Raw genomic sequence first — 17,635 nt, forward strand, 5'->3', positions numbered from 1 at the left:
GCCGCCCGTGGTCGTCACCCTGACGTCGACGGTACCGGTGCCGGCCTGCGATGTCGCGGTGATCGAGGTTGCGGAGTTGACGGTGAAGCCCGCCGCCGCGGTTGCACCGAACGTCACGGCTGTCGCGCCGGTGAAATTGGTGCCCGTGACCGTCACGACCGTGCCGCCGGCCGCCGGCCCCGACGTCGGCGAAAGCGACGTGACGGCTGGCGTGGCGACATAGGTGAACTGGTCGGCGGCGGAGGTGGCCGAGGTGCCGCCTGGATTGGTCACGCGGAGGTCAACGGTGCTGGTACCGGCGGGTGACGTCGCGGTGATTGATGTTGACGAATTGACCGTGATACTCGTTGCGGCGGTTGCGCCGAATGTCACTGCGGTGGCGCCGGTGAAGCCTGTGCCCGTGACCGTCACGACCGTGCCGCCTGTCTGCGGACCCGTAGTCGGTGAGATCGAGGTGACGGTCGGCGCGGCGGTGTAGGTGAATTGGTCAGCGGCGGACATTGCCGACGTTCCGCCCACGGTGGTCACTCTGACATCTACGGTGCCGGCCCCGGCAGGCGATGTCGCGGTGATCTGGGTTGCCGAATTGACGGTGAAGCCGATTGCCGCCGTGGCGCCGAACGTCACCGCCGTTGCACCTGACAGATTAGCGCCGGTGATCGTGACCGTCGTGCCGCCGGCAAGGGGGCCGCCTGTCGGCGAAATCGACGTGATCGAGGGAGGGCCGGCATAGGTGAACTGATCAGCCGCCGAGGTCGCGGACGTCCCGCCCGGCGTCGTCACCCTGACGTCCGCGACGCCGGTCCCGGGCGGCGAGGTCGCTGTGATCGATGTTGCCGAATTGAACGTGAAGCCGAGCGCGGCCGTCCCGCCGAATGACACGGCCGTGACGCCGGTGAAATTTGTGCCTGTGATCGTCACCACCGTGCTGCCGGCCTGCGAGCCCGCAGTGGGGGAGATCGAGGTGACGGTCGGTGAGGGAATATAGGTGAACTGGTCCGCTGCCGATGTTGCCGACGTGCCGCCGGCTGTCGTCACCCTGATGTCGATCGTGCTGGTTCCTGCCGGCGACGTCGCGGTGATCTGGGTCGCCGAATTAACCGTGACGCCAGTCGCAGCCGCTGCTCCGAACACCACGGCCGTCGCGCCTGTGAAGTTGGTTCCGGTGATGGTCACGGTGGTGCCGCCGCCACCCGGGYCTGACGTCGGCGAGATCGAGGTGACGGTGGGCGCAGCCACATAGGTGAACTGGTCGGAGGCCGTGGTTGCGGACGTTCCGCCCACAGTCGTCACTGTGATGTCGACCGTGCCAGTCCCTGCGGGCGATGTCGCGGTAATCTGGGTATTGGAATTGACCGTGTAGCTCGCAGCATTGGTGGCGCCGAACTTCACGCCGGCAGCGCCTGTGGTCGTGCTGAAATTCGTGCCGGTGATGATCACCGATGTGCCGCCACCGGTTGGACCTGATGTCGGCGATATCGAGGTTACAGTCGGCGCGGCGACATAGGTGAACTGGTCCGCCGCCGACGTCGGCGATGTCGAGCCGTTGGTGACGGTGACATCGACGGTCCCGGCGGACCCCGCCGGCGCCGTCGCCGTGATCTGCGTATTGGAATTGACGGTGTAACCCGTCGCGTTGGTGGCGCCGAACTTGACGCCGGCCGCGCCGGTCGTCCCGGTGAAGTTGGTACCCGTGATCACCACCGAAGTGCCGCCGGCGAGCGGCCCGGTCGTCGGTGAAACCGACGTCACCGTGGGGCTGGGTAGGTTGATCGTGAACGTATAAGGGGTGTTTGCGATCGAGCTGCCGGAGCAGCCCACGTTGAAATCGCTGCAGCCCGGCGTGTAATACAGGGTGATCGAGTCCTGTCCGCCACCTGTCTTGCTGTTCAGCGTGATATCGATCTCGGCCTGGCCGGCCTTCGCGGATTGACCGTTTTGGTTCGGGTTCGTTGGATGAAATGTGTAAGTTGCCTTTGACGTGGTCGGATTATAATCGGCCGCTGTGAGCAGTGCGCTGCCCAAATGGCCGCTCGAATTTGCGATCGGTGCATTGTAAAAGGCGTCTGTGCCCGCGACGGAATAGACGCCGTATACAACCGAGTCGTCGGCCGCGGCTGCGCCGACGGTCAGACACAGGCGATAGATCTGACCGACCGACGTGAAGTTGATGGTCACGCCCGACGTCGAATCTGTCGTTTGATCGCAAGCCGCGTTCRCCGCTGCCATCGCGCCGAGCATCACGACGGCCGCGATGCAGATGCGTTGAGCCGCCCGCCAGAGAGAGCGCAATATCCGCGAAGGCGTAGCTTCACCATCGCGTGTCGGGACGGCCAGTTCCCCGACTATCTCTGGAATGGCCACCGCAATTGCGTGACTCACTGGCCCCCCTTAGCGGCAGCTCTCGATAGAGCATCCGCCTAAAATCCCTGATTGTGAAATTATTCGCCTATATCGTTGCGTGCATTTGACGGGACGCGGTGCGCAACGCAAGCGAACGAGCCAGCCAAACGGCCGGTACCAAGTCGCGGGCACTACTTTCCGGCGAACCGTTGCATAGTGGCAACAAAAGCGTGCTTTGATGGCAATCGACGGAAACGCTTGACGCGTCAATTTATGGTTGCGCTTGCGCTTGACTGTCGACGCTGGCTGTTCAACAATCTTGGCGAGTGGGCCGCAATAAATTCATTCTTTAATTTAAGTGCCGCCGTCGTGGTCTGCATCATCACGCGACGGGTCGTTAGATTTTTGGGGGAGGCGTCATGCCGTTACAGCCGGTTCTCGGACAAATCATGCCTTTTGCGGGCGCAGTGATTCCCAGAGGTTGGGCGCTGTGTAACGGTGCGCTGCTGGCTATCCAGCAAAATGCCGGGCTGTTCTCGTTGCTCGGCACCTATTATGGCGGCAACGGAGTGACGACGTTTGCACTCCCGGATCTGCGCGGTCGCGCGATCCTCGGCTCGAGTGGCGCCGGCCAATATCCCGTGGGCATGACCGGCGGATCGTATATGGCCAGCCTCAATGTGCAGCAGCTCCCGGCCCACAATCATCTCATTCAAGTGTCTGCAGCGGTCGGAGGAGGCGGACGCGGGAGCGTCCCTCCCACAGGCAACGTCTTCGCGACAAACTCACTGCCGGCGACCAATCCGACGAAGATTTTTGCCGCAGCCGGGAGCGGCGACACGCCATTGGCCACCGCCACCAATCTGGTGAACGAAGGCGGCAACCAGCAGCATAACAACATGCAGCCCTATCTCACGATCAGCTATCTGATCGCGACGCAGGGGATTTTTCCGTCGCGAAGCTGAGCGGCTGCACGGCCGCATTTTCGCAAACGTAATCCGTCCACTTCAATTTTCCCATATTCGCGCATTCGCCGATCGGATCGGAACGGGCGCACACCAAAGGATCATATGCGATGGCAGATCCGTTTCTCGGCGAGATCAGGTTGTTCGGCTTTCCGCGGGTGCCGGACGGCTGGTTCGCCTGCAATGGACAGTCGGTCTCGATTGCCCAGTTTGAGACGCTTTACGCCGTGATCGGCACCACCTATGGCGGCGATGGCGTCAACACGTTCAACCTTCCTGATCTACGCGGCCGTGTGCCGATCGGACAGGGACAGGGGACAGGCCTTCCGAACTATACGCTGGGCCAGCCCGGGGGTGAGGAGAACCACACCCTGATCGAAGCCGAAATGCCGACCCACAGTCATGCGCTGATGTCCTCGACCGTGACGGCAACGGATGTAACGCCCGGGCCGACCCTTCATCTTGCCACGGCGTCAGCAGGTGAACTCTACGCACCGATTGCGAACGCTGGGACGTACTCCACGATGGCCCCCTGCGTCGCCACTTCGGGCAACAGCCTCGGGCACAACAACATGATGCCGAGCGTCGTTGCCAATTACTGCATTTGCTACGCGGGCGTCTTCCCTTCGTCCGGTTAGGCTGCGCACGCATCCGTATTCAGTCTCAAGGAAAGACAACATGTCAGATCCGTTCGTCGGAGAAATCCAGGCTTTTACGTTTCCTTTTGCGGTCGGCGGCTTCAACAGCGCCTGGCTGCCGTGCGGCGGCCAGCTCCTGCCAATTCAGGGTTACAGTGCGTTATTTGCACTCATCGGTACCTACTACGGCGGCAATGGCACGACCAATTTCGCCTTGCCGAACCTGAACGGTTCGGTCGCGATCGGTCAGGGGCAAGGCCCGGGATTGCAAAATTATGTCGTCGGCGAGACCGTCGGCAGTTCGACGGTGACGCTGATCGGCGACAACATGGCGAGGCACACGCACGCCCTGCAACTCGGCGACAAGAGCGCGACAGGCGCTACGGCAGGTCCCGGCGCGGCGGGGACCACGGTTGCGATCGACCCGAACTTCACCGGCTTCACGGCGCCACCCGGCAGTCTCACCTTGGTGCCAAGCGCCGTCACACTCACCGGGCAGAACCTGCCGCACGACAACATGCAGCCGACCCAGGCGATCGTCTGGTGTATCGCCTATGCGGGAATCTTTCCGGCTTTCGGCAGCTCCTGAACGATCTTGAGTGCGCGACGGCATGATTGACGGCGCGCCGCTCGACATCGTCCCGGACGATCCGGCGCTTCGGCTTCGGCCCGCAGGCCCGAATGACGAGCCGTTCATCCGGCATCTCTTCGAGGAGGTGCGGACGGGGCAATTCACCGCGACCGGATTGTCCGGGCCGATCGTCGGCCAGATCATCGCGCAACAGTTCCGCGGCCAGGCGGCCAGCTATGCCGCGCAATTTCCGGGTGCGATCTCGCTGATCGTCACACAGGACGCGACCGCGATCGGCCGGCTGCTGCTTCATTGCGAAAGCGAGCACTGGCACATCATGGACATCGCGCTGCTGCCGGCYGWTTGCGGTCGCGGCGCCGGCACGAAGATCCTCGACGCTCTCGAAGCGAGCGCACGGCAGCAGGGTGTCGGCGCGCTGACGCTCTCGGTGCTCGCGGACAATTCGGCCGCGCTCAGGTTTTACCTGCGGCGAGGATTTGCCGAGACCGGGCCGGCGGGCGCCGCTCACATCGCGATGAAAAAGGATCTCGGCTAACGCACAGCCACTTCGTGCAGGAACTTCAGCAGCGCAGCGTTGACCTCGTCGGGCCGCTCCTGCTGGACCCAATGGCCGGCGCCCTCGATGATCAGCTTCCGCGTCAGATTGGGCAGCACGCGCTCGAGCTCGTTGACGCGCTTGGCGCCGATCAGGCCGGTGATGACGGCGTCTTTCGAACCGGCAATGAAGAGCGATGGCTGATGGATCTGCGCGTCCTGCCAGGGCGCCGTCAGCTCCCAGTTGCGGTCGAGGTTGCGATACCAGTTCAGCCCGCCGCGGAAGCCGGACTTGCGGAAGCTTTCGGTGAAATAGGCGAGGTCAGCCTCGCTGAGCCAGTTGGGCAGCGGCTCCTCGGCGAGCGCGTGACCGAGAAAGCCCTTGCCCTCCTGGACGAACATCGCGGCGCTGGGATCGGCAAGGCCGCGCCCGCCGAGCACGATGCGCATGGTGCGGGCGATGTCACGCTCGAACTCGGCCTCGGCGACGCCGGGTGTCTGGAAATACTGCCAGTAGAAATTGGTGACGCCGCCCTGGCGCAGCAGATCGAGCGGCTTGCCGCGGCCGCGGAATGGCGGCGGCACGCTCAGGCCCGCCACCGCCGTGAAGATGTCGGGCCGGAACAACGCCGCATGCCAGGCGACCGGCGCGCCCCAGTCGTGGCCGACCACCATCGCCTTGCTCTCGCCGAGCGCGTGCACGAGGCCAACGACGTCGCCGACCGTGTCGAAGATCGAGTAGGCGGCAACGTCCGCCGGCGCCGCGCTCTGGCCGTAGCCGCGCATGTCGGGGGCGACGACGTGGAAACCGGCGTCCGCCAGCGCCGGGATCTGGTGGCGCCAGGAGTAGGATAGCTCGGGCCAGCCGTGGCACAGCACCACCAGCGGACCCTGGCCGGCCTCGCGGATGAACAGGTCGATCCCGTTGGCCTTGATCACGCGGGTGGACAACATCGCTTTTCCGCCTTGTTTCAGGGGTTTGGTCGGGAAATATCAGGTGCCACGATAGGGGCGCGCCGAGAATCGTGCAATCTCGGGTTCGGCGGCCAGCCCCGTGTTGTTCGCACCGGTTCCTGCTGTTAGAACGCCGCTCTCAGGGCTTCGCCATGGCATTTCGTCTTTTTCCGCTCCGTCGCACCCGGTTCTCCGCCGGTGCGCTGGCGCGCGGGCTGATCGCGGCGGTTCTGGTGGCGGGCATCGGCTGGGGCGGTGCCCTCTACGCCGCCAACCAGAGCATCCAGGGCGCCAAGAAAGCCGAGGATTCCGGCTTCGACGGCGACGCCCCCACCGCGATCCTGATCGAGGCCTCCAGCGGCAGCGTGCTGTTCGAGAAGAACGCCGACGAGCTGCGCGCGCCCTCCAGCATGATGAAGCTGATGACGGCCGAGGTGGTCTTCAATGCCATCAAGAAGGGCGACATCAAGCCGACCGACGAGTACCGGATCAGCGAGAACGCCTGGCGCAAGGGCGGGGCGCCCTCGGGCGGCTCGACCATGTTCGCCGCCATCAACAGCAAGGTTTCGGTCGACGATCTCCTGCATGGCGCGATCATCCAGAGCGGCAATGACGCCTGCATCGCRCTGGCCGAGGGCATTGCCGGCAACGAGAAGATCTTTGCCGCCGACTTCATGACCAAGCGTGCCCGCGAGCTCGGCATGACGAAGTCGACTTTCGGCAATTCCAACGGCCTGCCCGATCCCGGCAACAAGATGACGGTGCGCGAGCTCGGCATCCTCGCGCGCCACATCATTCTCGACTTCCCCGAATTCTACAAACTATTCGGCGAGAAGGAGTACACCTGGAACAAGATCCGCCAGCCCAACCGCAATCCTCTGCTCAATTCAATGGAAGGCGCTGACGGTCTGAAGACCGGCTACACCAAGGAAGGCGGCTACGGCATGGTCGGCTCGGCCGTGCAAAACGGCACGCGGYTGATCGTGGTCGTCAATGGCCTCGAAGATTCTGAGGATCGCGCCACCGAAGCCAAGAAGATGCTGGAATGGGGCTTTCGCAATTTCGAGACCCGCACCTTGATCGCGGCCGACCAGCAGGTTGGCTATGCAAAAGTGTTTGGCGGCGAGAGCCGCTCGGTCAAGCTGGTCGCCAAGACGCCCGTCAAGGTGATGGTGCACAAGAACGGCAGCGACAAGCTGATTGCGCGCATCGTCTATAGCGGACCGGTGCGCGCGCCGATCGAAGCCGGCCAGAAGGTCGGCGTGGTCAAGGTCTGGCGCAGCGGCAATATCGCCGTGGAGACGCCCGTCTATGCCGCCGAAGCGATCGGCACCGGCTCGACCATGCGCCGCGCGATCGACGGTGCCAGCGAGCTCGTGATCGGCATGTTCCGCGCGGGCGCCGAGAAGCTCTGATCATGAGTGAGAGCGCAGCACAGCGACCGTCCGGACGCGGACGCTTCATCACCTTTGAAGGCGGCGAGGGCACCGGCAAGTCGACCCAGATCAAGAAGCTCGCCGACCGCCTCACTGCGGCGAGGATGCGGACCCTCGTCACGCGCGAGCCCGGCGGCTCGCCGGGTGCCGAGATCATGCGCCACCTGGTGCTGTCGGGGATGGGCAAGCTGCTCGGGCCCGAAGCCGAGACGCTGCTGTTCGCGGCTGCTCGCGATGACCATGTCCGCACCGTGATCCAGCCTGCGCTCAATCGGGGCGCCTGGGTGCTGTGCGACCGCTTCGCCGACTCGACGCGGGCCTATCAGGGCAGCCTCGGCCGCGTGCCGATGGGCCTGATCAACGCGATGCAGCGGGTCACGATCGGCGATCTCAAGCCGGACCTCACCCTCATCCTCGATTTGCCGGTCGAGATTGGATTGCAGCGCGCCGCCGTGCGTCGTGGTAGCGGCACACCTGACAGGTTCGAGGGCGAGCAGCTCAGCTTCCACCAGGGCCTGCGCGAGGCCTATCGCAAGATCGCCGAGGACGATCCCGGCCGTTGCATCCTGATCGATGCCAATTCCGATCCCGACACGGTTGCTGGACGAGTCTGGACGGCGCTGCGCGACCGTCTTCTCCCAACCCCTGCATCGGTGGTTTCCCTATGAGCCCGCGCCAGGCCGAACGCGAAACCGCCATTCCGCATCCGCGCGAGACGAGCCTTCTGTTCGGCCATCGCGAGGCCGAGACGGCGCTGCTCGCGGCCTATCGCAGCGGGCGCATTCCGCATGCCTGGTTGATCGGCGGGCCGCAGGGGATCGGGAAGGCGACGCTGGCCTATCGCATAGCGCGCTTCGTGCTTTCCAACGGCCAGCCGCTGGCGCCGTCCGTGCAGCGCGCCGAGACCCTCGCGATCGATCCTGATAACGCCGTGGCGCGGCAGGTTGCGGCCAGCTCGCATGGCGGGCTGTTGACGCTGGAACGCACCGCCAACGACCGCGGCGTGATGCGCACCGTGATCACCGTGGACGAGACGCGCGAGACGATCGGTTTTTTCGGCTCGACTGCCGCGGCAGAAGGCTGGCGCGTCTGCATCGTCGACACCGTCGACGAGCTCAATCCGAATGCCGCCAACGCACTGCTGAAAATCCTCGAGGAACCGCCGCAGCAGTCACTGTTCCTCCTGGTCAGCCACGCGCCGGCGCGTGTGCTCGCCACGATCCAGTCGCGCTGCCGCAAGCTGCGCCTGCGCCCGCTCGGCACGGATGATGTGATCGGCGCCGCAGCTTCGGCGGCTGACCTCGATCCGAACGATCCGGCGCTACACGAGGCCGCGGAGGCCTCCGAGGGCAGCGTCGCGCGGGCGCTGACGCTGCTCGGCGGCGATGCCCTGAAGCTGCAGCAGCGCACGGCGGCGCTGCTCGCGCGCCTGCCACAGGTCGATCCGCGCGAATTGCACACGCTCGGCGATTCGCTCGGCACCAGCGATCGAGTCGCGCTGGCGGCCTTCATCGACGGCATCGATCGCTGGATTGCGGAGCGCCTGCACTCCGACGAGGCCAATGCCAACCAGAATCTGCCGCGCCTTGCGCGCCTAGCTGAGGTATGGGAAAAGATCGTCCGCGCCGCGCGCGACACTGAAACCTACAATCTGGAGCGAAAGCCCTTGGTTTTCTCGGTGTTCGGCTGGCTGGCGGACGCAACGCGCTAGAGCATGATCCGGAAAAGTGTGCAGCGGTTTTCCGACAGGATCATGCTCCAAATAATGACCTAACGCAGGTTCGTTTCCAAATTTCGAGAAGCCGGTAAAGGAATTCGTCGTGGCCACGCGAGCTAAGAAAACCGCTAGAGGCAAGAGCAGCAAGAAGAAGGCTGCCAACAAGGCCGCGAAGAAGGCCGTGAAGGCGCTCGCGCGCAAAGCTGCCAAGAAGGTCAAGAAGACCAGGAAGGCTGCCGCCAAGAAGGGCGTGAAGAAGAGCGCTGCGAAGACGACAAAGAAGGTCGGCAAGAAGGCCGCGAAGAAGCAGGCCGTCGCCAAGAAGGCGGTGAAGAAAGCGGCCAAAAAGGCAGCCAAGTCTCCGGCGAAGAGCAAGGCTCCCGCGAAGAGGGCCGCCAAGAAAACGAAAGTGACTGCGCCTGCCGTGACCGTCGCACCGGCTCCCGTCGCCACGCCGCCGAAGGTTGTGAAGCCCAAGGTGTCGAAGCCCAAAGTGTCGAAGCCTGAGGCGCCGCCCGCACTGAGGCCCGTCGCAGCTCCGCAAGCCGCAACTCCTGTTGCCGCTCCCGCGCGCGACAACGTCTTCTACATCTCGACCGCCATCGCCTATCCCAACGGCAGCCCGCATATCGGCCACGCCTATGAGGCGATCTCGGCCGACGTGCTGGCGCGCTTTGCGCGGCTCGACGGCAAGGACGTGTTCTTCCTGACCGGCACCGACGAGCACGGTCAGAAGATGGTCCAAACCGCGCAGAACGAAGGCCTGACCCCGTCCGCGCTCGCGACCCGCAATGCTGGTCGCTTCAAGGAGATGGACGAGCGTCTGAACGTGTCGTTCGACCGCTTCATCCGCACCACCGAAGAGCAGCACCATCGCTCCAGCCAGGAGATCTGGCGGCGCATGGAAGCGAACGGCGACATCTACGCCGACAGCTATGCCGGCTGGTACTCGGTGCGCGACGAGGCGTATTACGCCGAGGACGAGACGCGCCTGAACGACGACGGCGTGCGCCTCGGACCGCAAGGCACGCCAGTCGAATGGGTCGAGGAGAAGAGCTATTTCTTCCGCCTGTCGGCCTATCAGGACAAGCTTCTGAAGCTCTACGAAGATCATCCTGAATTCATTGGCCCGGACTCGCGCAAGAACGAGGTGGTGAGCTTCGTACGCGGCGGCTTGCGCGATCTCTCGATCTCGCGCACGACCTTCGATTGGGGCGTGAAAGTGCCCAGCGACGAAGAGCACGTGATGTATGTCTGGGTCGACGCGCTGACCAATTACATCACCGGCGTCGGATTCCCCGACGAGAGCGACAAGAACTGGCGCTACTGGCCGGCCGACGTGCACATCATCGGCAAGGACATCATCCGCTTCCACGCGGTCTACTGGCCCGCATTCCTGATGTCGGCCGGCATTTCGCTGCCGAAGAGGGTCTATGCCCATGGCTTCCTGTTCAACAGGGGCGAGAAGATGTCGAAGTCGGTCGGCAATGTCGTCGACCCCTTCAATCTTGCCGACCAGTATGGCGTCGACCAGATGCGCTATTTCTTTCTGCGCGAGGTCTCGTATGGCCAGGACGGCAACTACAACCACGAAGCCATCGTCGCGCGCATCAATGCCGATCTCGCCAACGATCTCGGCAACCTCGCGCAGCGCTCGCTGTCGATGATCGCCAAGCAGCTCGGCGGCGTGCTGCCGGAGCCGGGCGAGTTCAGCGACAACGACAAGGCGATTCTGGCGATGGCGGACGGCATGATCGCCGCATCGCGCGAAGCGATGGCGACGCAGCAGATCCATCACTGGCTCAACGCCGTGTGGGCCGTGGTCGCGGAGGCCAACCGCTATTTCGCGGGCGAGGCGCCGTGGGCGCTCGCCAAGACCGATCCTGTCAGGCAGAAGACGGTGCTCTATGTCACCGCCGAAGTCGTGCGCCAGATCGCGATCCTGGCCCAGCCGGCGATGCCGACTGCCTCGGGCTTGCTGCTCGACAGCCTCGGCATTCCCGCGGGCGAGCGGAATTTCGTGATGCTCGGGGGCGCCAAACGGATCGCGCCCGGCTCGACGCTACCGGCGCCGACACCGGCGTTCCCGCGCTACATCGAGCCGGCGGCCTAGGGCGTTCGGGCGATGCTGGTCGACAGCCACTGCCATCTGGATTTTCCGGACTTTGCGGAAGATCTCGACGGGATCGTCTCGCGTGCACGTGCGGCCGGCATCGGCCGTATGGTCACGATCTCCACGCGGGTGCGAAAGCTCAATCAGCTTCTGGCCATCGCTGAGCGCTACGACGACGTCTACTGCTCGGTCGGCACCCATCCGCACAACGCGGACGAGGAAGACGGCATCTCGCCGGACGAACTGATCGGGTTGACCGGGCATCCCAAGGTGGTCGCGCTCGGCGAGGCCGGGCTCGACTATTTCTACGACAACGGCGCGCCGGAGGCGCAGGCGAGGGGCTTCCGCGCCCACATCGCGGCGGCCCGTGCGACCGGCCTGCCGCTGGTGATCCACACCCGCGAGGCGGACGAGGATTGCGGCCGCATCCTGGAGGAGGAAGCGGCCAAGGGATCGTTTCGCGCCGTGCTGCATTGCTACACGGGCGGGCGCGAGCTGGCGCTGAAGGCGGTGTCGCTCGGGCTCTATGTCGGGTTCACGGGCATCCTGACCTTCAAGAAGTCGGAGACCCTGCGCGCGCTTGCGGCTGAACTGCCGTCTGACCGTATTCTGGTTGAAACAGACTCGCCCTATCTTGCGCCCGGCAAGTTCCGGGGCAAACGCAACGAGCCGGCCTATGTGGTCGAGGTCGCCAAGGTGCTAGCCGAAACGCGCGGCGTGTCGCTCGATGAGATCTCACGCCAGACCACCGAAAACTTCTTCCGCCTGTTCTCCAAGGTGAAATCTTAGGACTGGGAGCCGCATGACGCTGACGCTGACGATCCTGGGTTGCGGCTCCTCCGCCGGCGTGCCGCGCCCGGCACTCGGCTGGGGCGCCTGCGACCCCAACAATCCAAAGAACCGCCGCCGCCGCTGCTCGCTGCTGGTTGAGCAGACATCACACCACGGCACCACGCGCATCGTGATCGACACCTCGCCCGACCTGCGCGAGCAGCTCATCGATACCAATGTCGACCACATCGACGCGGTGTTCCTGACCCACGAGCATGCCGACCAGACCCACGGCATGGACGATCTGCGCTCCGTCGTGCTCCACATGCGCAAGCGCATTCCGGTCTATTTCAACCAGTCGACCGCGAAAGACATCATGGCGCGGTTCTCCTATTGCTTCATCTCGCCCGAGGGCAGCGACTATCCGCCGATTTTGCACCGGCATTCGATCGAGGCCGGCGAAAGCCGGACCATCAGCGGCAAGGGCGGGGACGTGACCATGACCGCCTTCCTGGTCCAGCACGGCCAGATCCCCGCGCTCGGCTATCGCATCTGCAATGCCGCCTACACGCCCGACCTCAACGACATCCCGCGCGAGAGCTGGGGCGCGCTGGAGAATCTCGATCTCTGGATCGTCGACGGCTTACGCTACACCCAGCATTCCAGCCATTTCAGCATCAACGATGCGCTGTCCTGGATCGAGCGCTTCAAGCCCAAGCGCGCCGTCATCACCAACATGACGGCCGACGTCGATTACGAGGTGATCCGGCAATCGCTGCCGGCGGGCGTGGTGCCGGCCTACGACGGCATGCGGCTCGAGACGCACTGATCGCGCCGGCTCGGTTCAGGCCGAGATCGCCTTCGACGAGCCGATCTCGTTACGCAGCAGGAATTTCTGGATCTTGCCCGTGGACGTCTTCGGGATCGGTCCGAACACGACGGCCTTCGGCGTCTTGAAGCCGCTCATATGCGTGCGGCAGAAGGCGATGATTTCGGCTTCGGTCGCGCTGGCGCCGTCCTTCAGTTCGACGAAGGCGCAGGGCACCTCGCCCCATTTCGGATCGGGCTTTGCGACGACGGCTGCGAACAGCACGGCCGGATGCTTGTAGAGGATGTCCTCGACCTCGACGGAGGAAATGTTCTCGCCGCCGGAAATGATGATGTCCTTGGAGCGATCCTTGATGATGACGTAACCGTGCTCGTCGAGCACGCCGAGGTCGCCGGTGTGAAACCAGCCGCCCTCGAAGGCTTCTTTCGTCGCCTTCTCGTTCTTGAGGTAACCCTTCATCACGATGTTGCCGCGGAACATGACCTCGCCGATGGTCTCGCCGTCGCGGGGCACCTCCTGCATCGTCTGCGGATTGATGACGGTGACGCCTTCCTCGAGCGGGTAGGGCACGCCCTGCCGCCGCTTCATGCTGGCGCGCTCGGCGGCGGGCAGATCGTCCCAGCCGGGTTGCTCGGCGCAGACGGAGGCGGGGCCGTAGACCTCGGTCAGGCCGTAGACGTGCGTAAGCCTGATGCCGATGTTTTCTGCGCCTTCGAGCACCGCGACCGGCGGTGCGGCGCCGGCGATCAGGCCGACGACGCCGCGCGCGGCACTGCCCTTCGGCGCATCGGGTGCGTTGATCAGCGTGTTGTAGACGATCGGCGCGCCGCACATGTGGGTGACGCCGTGCTGCTTGATCAGCTCGAAGATTTTTGTCGGCTCGACCTTGCGCAGGCAGACATTGATGCCGGCGGCCGCAGCGATGGTCCAGGGGAAGCACCAGCCGTTGCAGTGGAACATCGGCAGCGTCCAGAGATAGACCGGATGCTGGCCGAGCTGGCCGGCGAGGATGTTGCTGACGGCGTTGAGATACGCGCCGCGATGATGGGTGACGACGCCCTTGGGATTGCCCGTGGTGCCCGAAGTATAGCTCAGCGCGATGGCGTCCCATTCGTCCTTGGGCGGGATCGCCGCGAAGTCCGGGTCGCCTTGCGCAACCGCCGCCTCGTACTCGATCTCGCCAATGCGCTTGCCGCCCTTGAAAGCGGCGTCGTCGACGTCGACGACGAACGGCTTCGGGCCCTTCATCTGCGCGAGCGCGTCGGTGATGACAGTCGAAAACTCCGGATCGACCAGGATGATCTTGGCGCCGCCATGATCGAGCTGAAACGCGATCGAAGGCGCATCGAGACGAATGTTGAGCGCATTGAGAACGGCGCCGGTCATGGGGACGGCGAAGTGCACCTCGTTCATCGCCGGAATGTTCGGCAGCATCGCCGCGACGGTATCGCCGACGCCGATGCCCTTGCCGCCGAGCCAGGACGCAAAGCGTTTGCAGCGCTCATGCGTCTCGCGCCACGTGAAGCTGCGGCCCTCATAGACAGTGCTGACGTGGTTGGGATAGACGGCGGCGCTGCGCGCGAGGAAGCTCAGCGGGCTCAGGGGGACGTAATTGGCGGGGGTCTTGTCGAGGCCGATATTGTACTGGTTCTGCCGCTCGCTCATCGAACCCTCCTTGACGCCGCGCTCTACAGGAATCCGATCGAGATCCAGGGGAAGATCGCGACGATGATCAATCCCACCAGCAGCGCCAGCAGATAGCCCCAGATCGGCCTGATGCCTTCGGCCGGATCGACGCGTCCGATGGCGCAGGCGGCATAATAGCCGACGCCGAAGGGCGGGGCGAATAGCCCGATACCCATGGCGAGAATGATCACCATGGCGTAGTGCACCTCGTGCACGCCGACGGCACGGGCGATCGGAAACAGCAGCGGCCCGAACAGCACGATTGCCGGAATGCCCTCAAGCACGCTGCCGAGGATGGTGAAGGCCAGGATCGACACGGCGATGAAGGTCGCAGGCCCCCCGGGCAATCCGGTCATGGCTGAAGCCAGCGAGCGCGAGAAGCCGGATTGGGTGAGCCCCCAGGCCATGCCGGTCGCCGTGCCGATGATCAGCAGGATCGCGCCCGACAGCGCCGCGGTCTCGACCAGCATGGGAAACAGCCGCCGCCAGTCGAAGCGGCGGTAGACGAGGAGGCCGACCAGGGCGCCGTAGACGATGCCGATGGTGGAGACTTCGGTCGCGGTCGCAATGCCCTCGACCACGGCGTAGCGGATCACGAAGGGAAGCGCGAGCGCGGGCAGGGCGATGACGAAGGTCTTGCCGATCTCGCCACCCGTGGCGCGGCGCACATGGCTCATGTCCTCGTGGCGATAGCGCCACCACACCAGCATGCAGAGGGTGATGGCGAGCACGACGCCGGGCAGCAGGCCGCCGGTGAAGAGGGCGGCGATCGATACGCCCGTGACCGAGCCGATCRTGATCAGCACGAGGCTCGGCGGAATGGTCTCGGTTTGGGCACCCGTAGCCGCAAGAAGCGCCACGAGGTCGCCGGGCTTGGCGCCGCGCTGCTTCATTTCCGGGAACAGCACGGGCGCCACCGCCGCCATGTCGGCGGCCTTGGCGCCGGAGATGCCGGAGACGAGATACATCGCGCCGACCAGCACGTAATGCAGGCCGCCGCGGACATGGCCGAGCAGGCTCGCCAGGAACGCGACCATGGCCCGCGCCATGCCGGTCATCTCGATCAGAAGCCCCAGGAACACGAACAGCGGCACCGAGAGCAGGATGAGGTGGCTCATGCCCTCGTCCATCCGCCCGACCAGCACCATCACCGGCGTCCGCGTGGTCAGCGCCAGATAGCCGTAGATCGCGAGGCCAAACCCGAACGCAATGGGAACGCCGGCAAAGACGCAGAAGCCGGCGACGCCGACGAAGAAGATGACGAGGTTGAGGTTGCCGAGCGGCCGCAGATAAGGCTGCGCCAACCAGAACAGACCGACGATGACGGCAACCGATATCACCGCCGTCAGCACCATGCGGTAATCGGCGGCGCGCAGCAGCCGCAGCAGCGCGAACACCGCCATCAGGCAGATGCCGGCCGGCAGCGCCGCGGCGCGCCACATGTTCGAGATCTGGAGCGCCGGCGTGGTGATGAAGCTTTCCTCGTAGGCGTATTCGGCGGATGGCCAGACGATCAGCGCCAGGAACGCCAGCGCCGCGCAGGTCGCGACCATGTCCAGATAGGCGCGCAACGCCGGCCGCGCGCTCGCGACGAGCGCCGTCATGCGCATGTGCTCGGAGCGGCGGAATGCGACCGCCGCGCCCAGCATCGCCAGCCACAGGAACAGGATCGAGGCGAGCTCATCCGACCAGATAAGCGGCCGGTGCACGCCATAGCGTGCGACCACGCCGGCAAACAGGATTACGATCTCGGCGACGACCAGGATTGCCGCGGGGATCTCGACGGCGAGGCCGAGGAGGCGCTCCAGCGAGGCCAGCACGGGGGATCGGCGAGGGGGCTGAACAGCCACCTCGCCCACCACTTCGGTCGCCTGAACCTCGACATGAGCCATCTCGATAAGAACCTCGGCGGCCCCGACGCGTTACGACAGCTTGCCGACGGCCTTTTCCAGGAGATCCCAGGCCTGGTCGCCATACTTGCCCTTCCACTCGGCATAGAAGCCGGCGGAGCGCAGCTTGTCACGGAACGGCGCCACCGCAGGCTGGTTGAAGGTCAGGCCTTTGCCCGCGAGCTCCTGCTGGAGATTCGCATTGAGCTTGGCGGTATCCTCACGCTCCTTGACGGCGGCGGCGTTGATGTTCTTGGCGACGACGGTGCGCACATCCTCTGGCAGCGCGCTCCAGGCGCGGCGGTTGGCCAGGAACCAGAATCCGTCCCACATGTGGTTGGTCAGCGAGCAGTACTTCTGCACCTCGTACAGCTTGGCGGTCGAGATGATCGCCAGCGGGTTCTCCTGGCCCTCGACGATCTTGGTCTGAAGCGCGGAATAGACCTCGGCGAAATTGATCGAGGCGGGCGCGGCGTCGAACGCCTTGAACATCGAGGTCCACAGCGGTGACACCGGCACGCGGATCTTGAAGCCCTTGAGGTCGTCGGGACCGGTGATCGGCTTGCTCGACGACGTGGTCTGGCGGAAGCCGTTGTCCCAGATCTTGTCCATGACCTCGAGGCCGGCCTTCTTGATCTCGCCGCGGACATGGGCGCCGAGGTCGCCGTCCATGGCCTTCCAGACCGTGCCGTAGTCCGGGAACGCGAAGCCGATGCCGTTGATGGACGCGGCCGGCACCAGGGTCGACAGGATCAGGCCTGACAGCGTGAAGAATTCGACGCCGCCGGACCGGATCTGGCTCAGCATGTCGGTGTCGGAGCCGAGCTGGTTGTTCGGAAAGATCTGGAGGTCGAACTTGCCGTTGGTCTCGGCCTTGATCGCCGCCGCCATCTCCTTGGCGCGCACGTTCAGCGGATGGGTGTCAGGCAGGTTGTTGGCGTATTTGTAGGTGAACTCGGCGCTCTGGGCGCGGGCCACATGGGGCGCACCGAGGCCGCCCAGGACCGCGGTCGCGGCGGAGGCCTTGAGAAGCGTGCGTCGGGAAAAGCTCATGGGTCTGCTTCCTCGGAAGTTTGTTGTTGTTCTGAGATGCAAACCTATACGGACGGAAGGCCTGAAGGTCATCTGCGATCTCGCGAGGTCTCGCTTATTGCAGCCGGACACCGTC

15 protein-coding genes are annotated in these 17,635 nt (G+C 64.6%); 10 read left to right on the forward strand and 5 right to left on the reverse strand.

Going from position 1 to position 17,635, the window contains the following annotated elements:
• Positions 1 to 2,178 (reverse strand): beta strand repeat-containing protein (locus AB4Z51_RS12765; RefSeq protein WP_441497498.1); only part of this gene is annotated, 2,178 nt, incomplete at its 3' end.
• 584 nt (positions 2,179 to 2,762) lie between these two features.
• Between AB4Z51_RS12765 and AB4Z51_RS12770 the strand changes: the two genes are divergently transcribed.
• The 4 genes from AB4Z51_RS12770 (at position 2,763) to AB4Z51_RS12785 (ending at position 5,073) form a co-directional block, all read left to right on the forward strand.
• Positions 2,763 to 3,308 (forward strand): phage tail protein, encoded by a 546-nt coding sequence (locus AB4Z51_RS12770; protein WP_166096569.1) that lies wholly within the window; start codon positions 2,763 to 2,765, stop codon positions 3,306 to 3,308.
• Between the two features lie 110 nt (positions 3,309 to 3,418).
• Positions 3,419 to 3,946: a phage tail protein gene (locus tag AB4Z51_RS12775; RefSeq protein ID WP_166096568.1), complete on the forward strand. Its 528-nt coding sequence runs from the start codon at positions 3,419 to 3,421 to the stop codon at positions 3,944 to 3,946.
• Between the two features lie 40 nt (positions 3,947 to 3,986).
• The gene (locus AB4Z51_RS12780; protein WP_085401505.1) at positions 3,987 to 4,535 is read left to right on the forward strand and encodes a phage tail protein; all 549 of its coding nucleotides are present in this window, start codon (positions 3,987 to 3,989) and stop codon (positions 4,533 to 4,535) included.
• Between the two features lie 10 nt (positions 4,536 to 4,545).
• On the forward strand, positions 4,546 to 5,073 hold the full coding sequence (locus AB4Z51_RS12785; RefSeq protein ID WP_441497499.1) for a GNAT family N-acetyltransferase: 528 nt from the start codon (positions 4,546 to 4,548) through the stop codon (positions 5,071 to 5,073).
• Here the strand turns inward: AB4Z51_RS12785 and AB4Z51_RS12790 are convergent.
• The gene (locus AB4Z51_RS12790; RefSeq protein ID WP_441497500.1) at positions 5,070 to 6,026 is read right to left on the reverse strand and encodes an alpha/beta fold hydrolase; all 957 of its coding nucleotides are present in this window, start codon (positions 6,024 to 6,026) and stop codon (positions 5,070 to 5,072) included. The genes AB4Z51_RS12785 and AB4Z51_RS12790 overlap by 4 nt on opposite strands.
• 152 nt (positions 6,027 to 6,178) lie before the next feature.
• Between AB4Z51_RS12790 and AB4Z51_RS12795 the strand changes: the two genes are divergently transcribed.
• The 6 genes from AB4Z51_RS12795 (at position 6,179) to AB4Z51_RS12820 (ending at position 12,892) form a co-directional block, all read left to right on the forward strand.
• Positions 6,179 to 7,441: a D-alanyl-D-alanine carboxypeptidase family protein gene (locus tag AB4Z51_RS12795; RefSeq protein ID WP_166096566.1), complete on the forward strand. Its 1,263-nt coding sequence runs from the start codon at positions 6,179 to 6,181 to the stop codon at positions 7,439 to 7,441.
• Positions 7,442 to 7,443: 2 nt separating this feature from the next.
• Positions 7,444 to 8,130, forward strand: coding sequence for a dTMP kinase (gene tmk, locus AB4Z51_RS12800; protein ID WP_441497501.1), 687 nt, complete (start codon positions 7,444 to 7,446; stop codon positions 8,128 to 8,130).
• Positions 8,127 to 9,173, forward strand: a complete 1,047-nt coding sequence (locus tag AB4Z51_RS12805) for a DNA polymerase III subunit delta' (RefSeq protein ID WP_208071414.1) — start codon at positions 8,127 to 8,129, stop codon at positions 9,171 to 9,173. The genes tmk and AB4Z51_RS12805 overlap by 4 nt, the downstream gene beginning before the upstream one ends.
• A 109-nt stretch (positions 9,174 to 9,282) precedes the next feature.
• Positions 9,283 to 11,292, forward strand: a complete 2,010-nt coding sequence (gene metG / locus AB4Z51_RS12810; RefSeq protein WP_166096564.1) for a methionine--tRNA ligase — start codon at positions 9,283 to 9,285, stop codon at positions 11,290 to 11,292.
• 12 nt (positions 11,293 to 11,304) lie between these two features.
• The gene (locus tag AB4Z51_RS12815) at positions 11,305 to 12,081 is read left to right on the forward strand and encodes a TatD family hydrolase (protein WP_283016468.1); all 777 of its coding nucleotides are present in this window, start codon (positions 11,305 to 11,307) and stop codon (positions 12,079 to 12,081) included.
• A 13-nt stretch (positions 12,082 to 12,094) separates the two neighbouring features.
• Complete coding sequence (locus tag AB4Z51_RS12820; protein WP_283016467.1) at positions 12,095 to 12,892, forward strand: MBL fold metallo-hydrolase; 798 nt, start codon at positions 12,095 to 12,097, stop codon at positions 12,890 to 12,892.
• 15 nt (positions 12,893 to 12,907) lie between these two features.
• Here the strand turns inward: AB4Z51_RS12820 and AB4Z51_RS12825 are convergent, their stop codons facing one another.
• The 3 genes from AB4Z51_RS12825 to AB4Z51_RS12835 are packed head-to-tail and all read right to left on the reverse strand — an operon-like array spanning position 12,908 to position 17,520.
• Positions 12,908 to 14,557, reverse strand: coding sequence for an acyl-CoA synthetase (locus tag AB4Z51_RS12825; protein ID WP_283016466.1), 1,650 nt, complete (start codon positions 14,555 to 14,557; stop codon positions 12,908 to 12,910).
• 23 nt (positions 14,558 to 14,580) lie between these two features.
• Positions 14,581 to 16,470, reverse strand: coding sequence for a TRAP transporter large permease (locus AB4Z51_RS12830; RefSeq protein WP_441497502.1), 1,890 nt, complete (start codon positions 16,468 to 16,470; stop codon positions 14,581 to 14,583).
• Between the two features lie 30 nt (positions 16,471 to 16,500).
• Positions 16,501 to 17,520 (reverse strand): TRAP transporter substrate-binding protein, encoded by a 1,020-nt coding sequence (locus AB4Z51_RS12835; protein WP_354123803.1) that lies wholly within the window; start codon positions 17,518 to 17,520, stop codon positions 16,501 to 16,503.
• Positions 17,521 to 17,635: the final 115 nt, after the last annotated feature.

Source organism: Bradyrhizobium sp. 2TAF36, from assembly GCF_052114925.1.
Taxonomy (GTDB): domain Bacteria; phylum Pseudomonadota; class Alphaproteobacteria; order Rhizobiales; family Xanthobacteraceae; genus Bradyrhizobium; species Bradyrhizobium barranii.

Excerpts from the sequence above, each read along its gene's own strand:
- AB4Z51_RS12770 (WP_166096569.1), top strand. The coding sequence starts at position 2,763 with ATGCCGTTACAGCCGGTTCTCGGACAAATCATGCCTTTTGCGGGCGCA.
- AB4Z51_RS12775 (WP_166096568.1), top strand. The coding sequence starts at position 3,419 with ATGGCAGATCCGTTTCTCGGCGAGATCAGGTTGTTCGGCTTTCCGCGG.
- AB4Z51_RS12780 (WP_085401505.1), top strand. The coding sequence starts at position 3,987 with ATGTCAGATCCGTTCGTCGGAGAAATCCAGGCTTTTACGTTTCCTTTT.
- AB4Z51_RS12790 (WP_441497500.1), bottom strand. The coding sequence starts at position 6,026 with ATGTTGTCCACCCGCGTGATCAAGGCCAACGGGATCGACCTGTTCATC.
- tmk (WP_441497501.1), top strand. The coding sequence starts at position 7,444 with ATGAGTGAGAGCGCAGCACAGCGACCGTCCGGACGCGGACGCTTCATC.
- AB4Z51_RS12805 (WP_208071414.1), top strand. The coding sequence starts at position 8,127 with ATGAGCCCGCGCCAGGCCGAACGCGAAACCGCCATTCCGCATCCGCGC.
- AB4Z51_RS12815 (WP_283016468.1), top strand. The coding sequence starts at position 11,305 with ATGCTGGTCGACAGCCACTGCCATCTGGATTTTCCGGACTTTGCGGAA.
- AB4Z51_RS12820 (WP_283016467.1), top strand. The coding sequence starts at position 12,095 with ATGACGCTGACGCTGACGATCCTGGGTTGCGGCTCCTCCGCCGGCGTG.
- AB4Z51_RS12825 (WP_283016466.1), bottom strand. The coding sequence starts at position 14,557 with ATGAGCGAGCGGCAGAACCAGTACAATATCGGCCTCGACAAGACCCCC.
- AB4Z51_RS12835 (WP_354123803.1), bottom strand. The coding sequence starts at position 17,520 with ATGAGCTTTTCCCGACGCACGCTTCTCAAGGCCTCCGCCGCGACCGCG.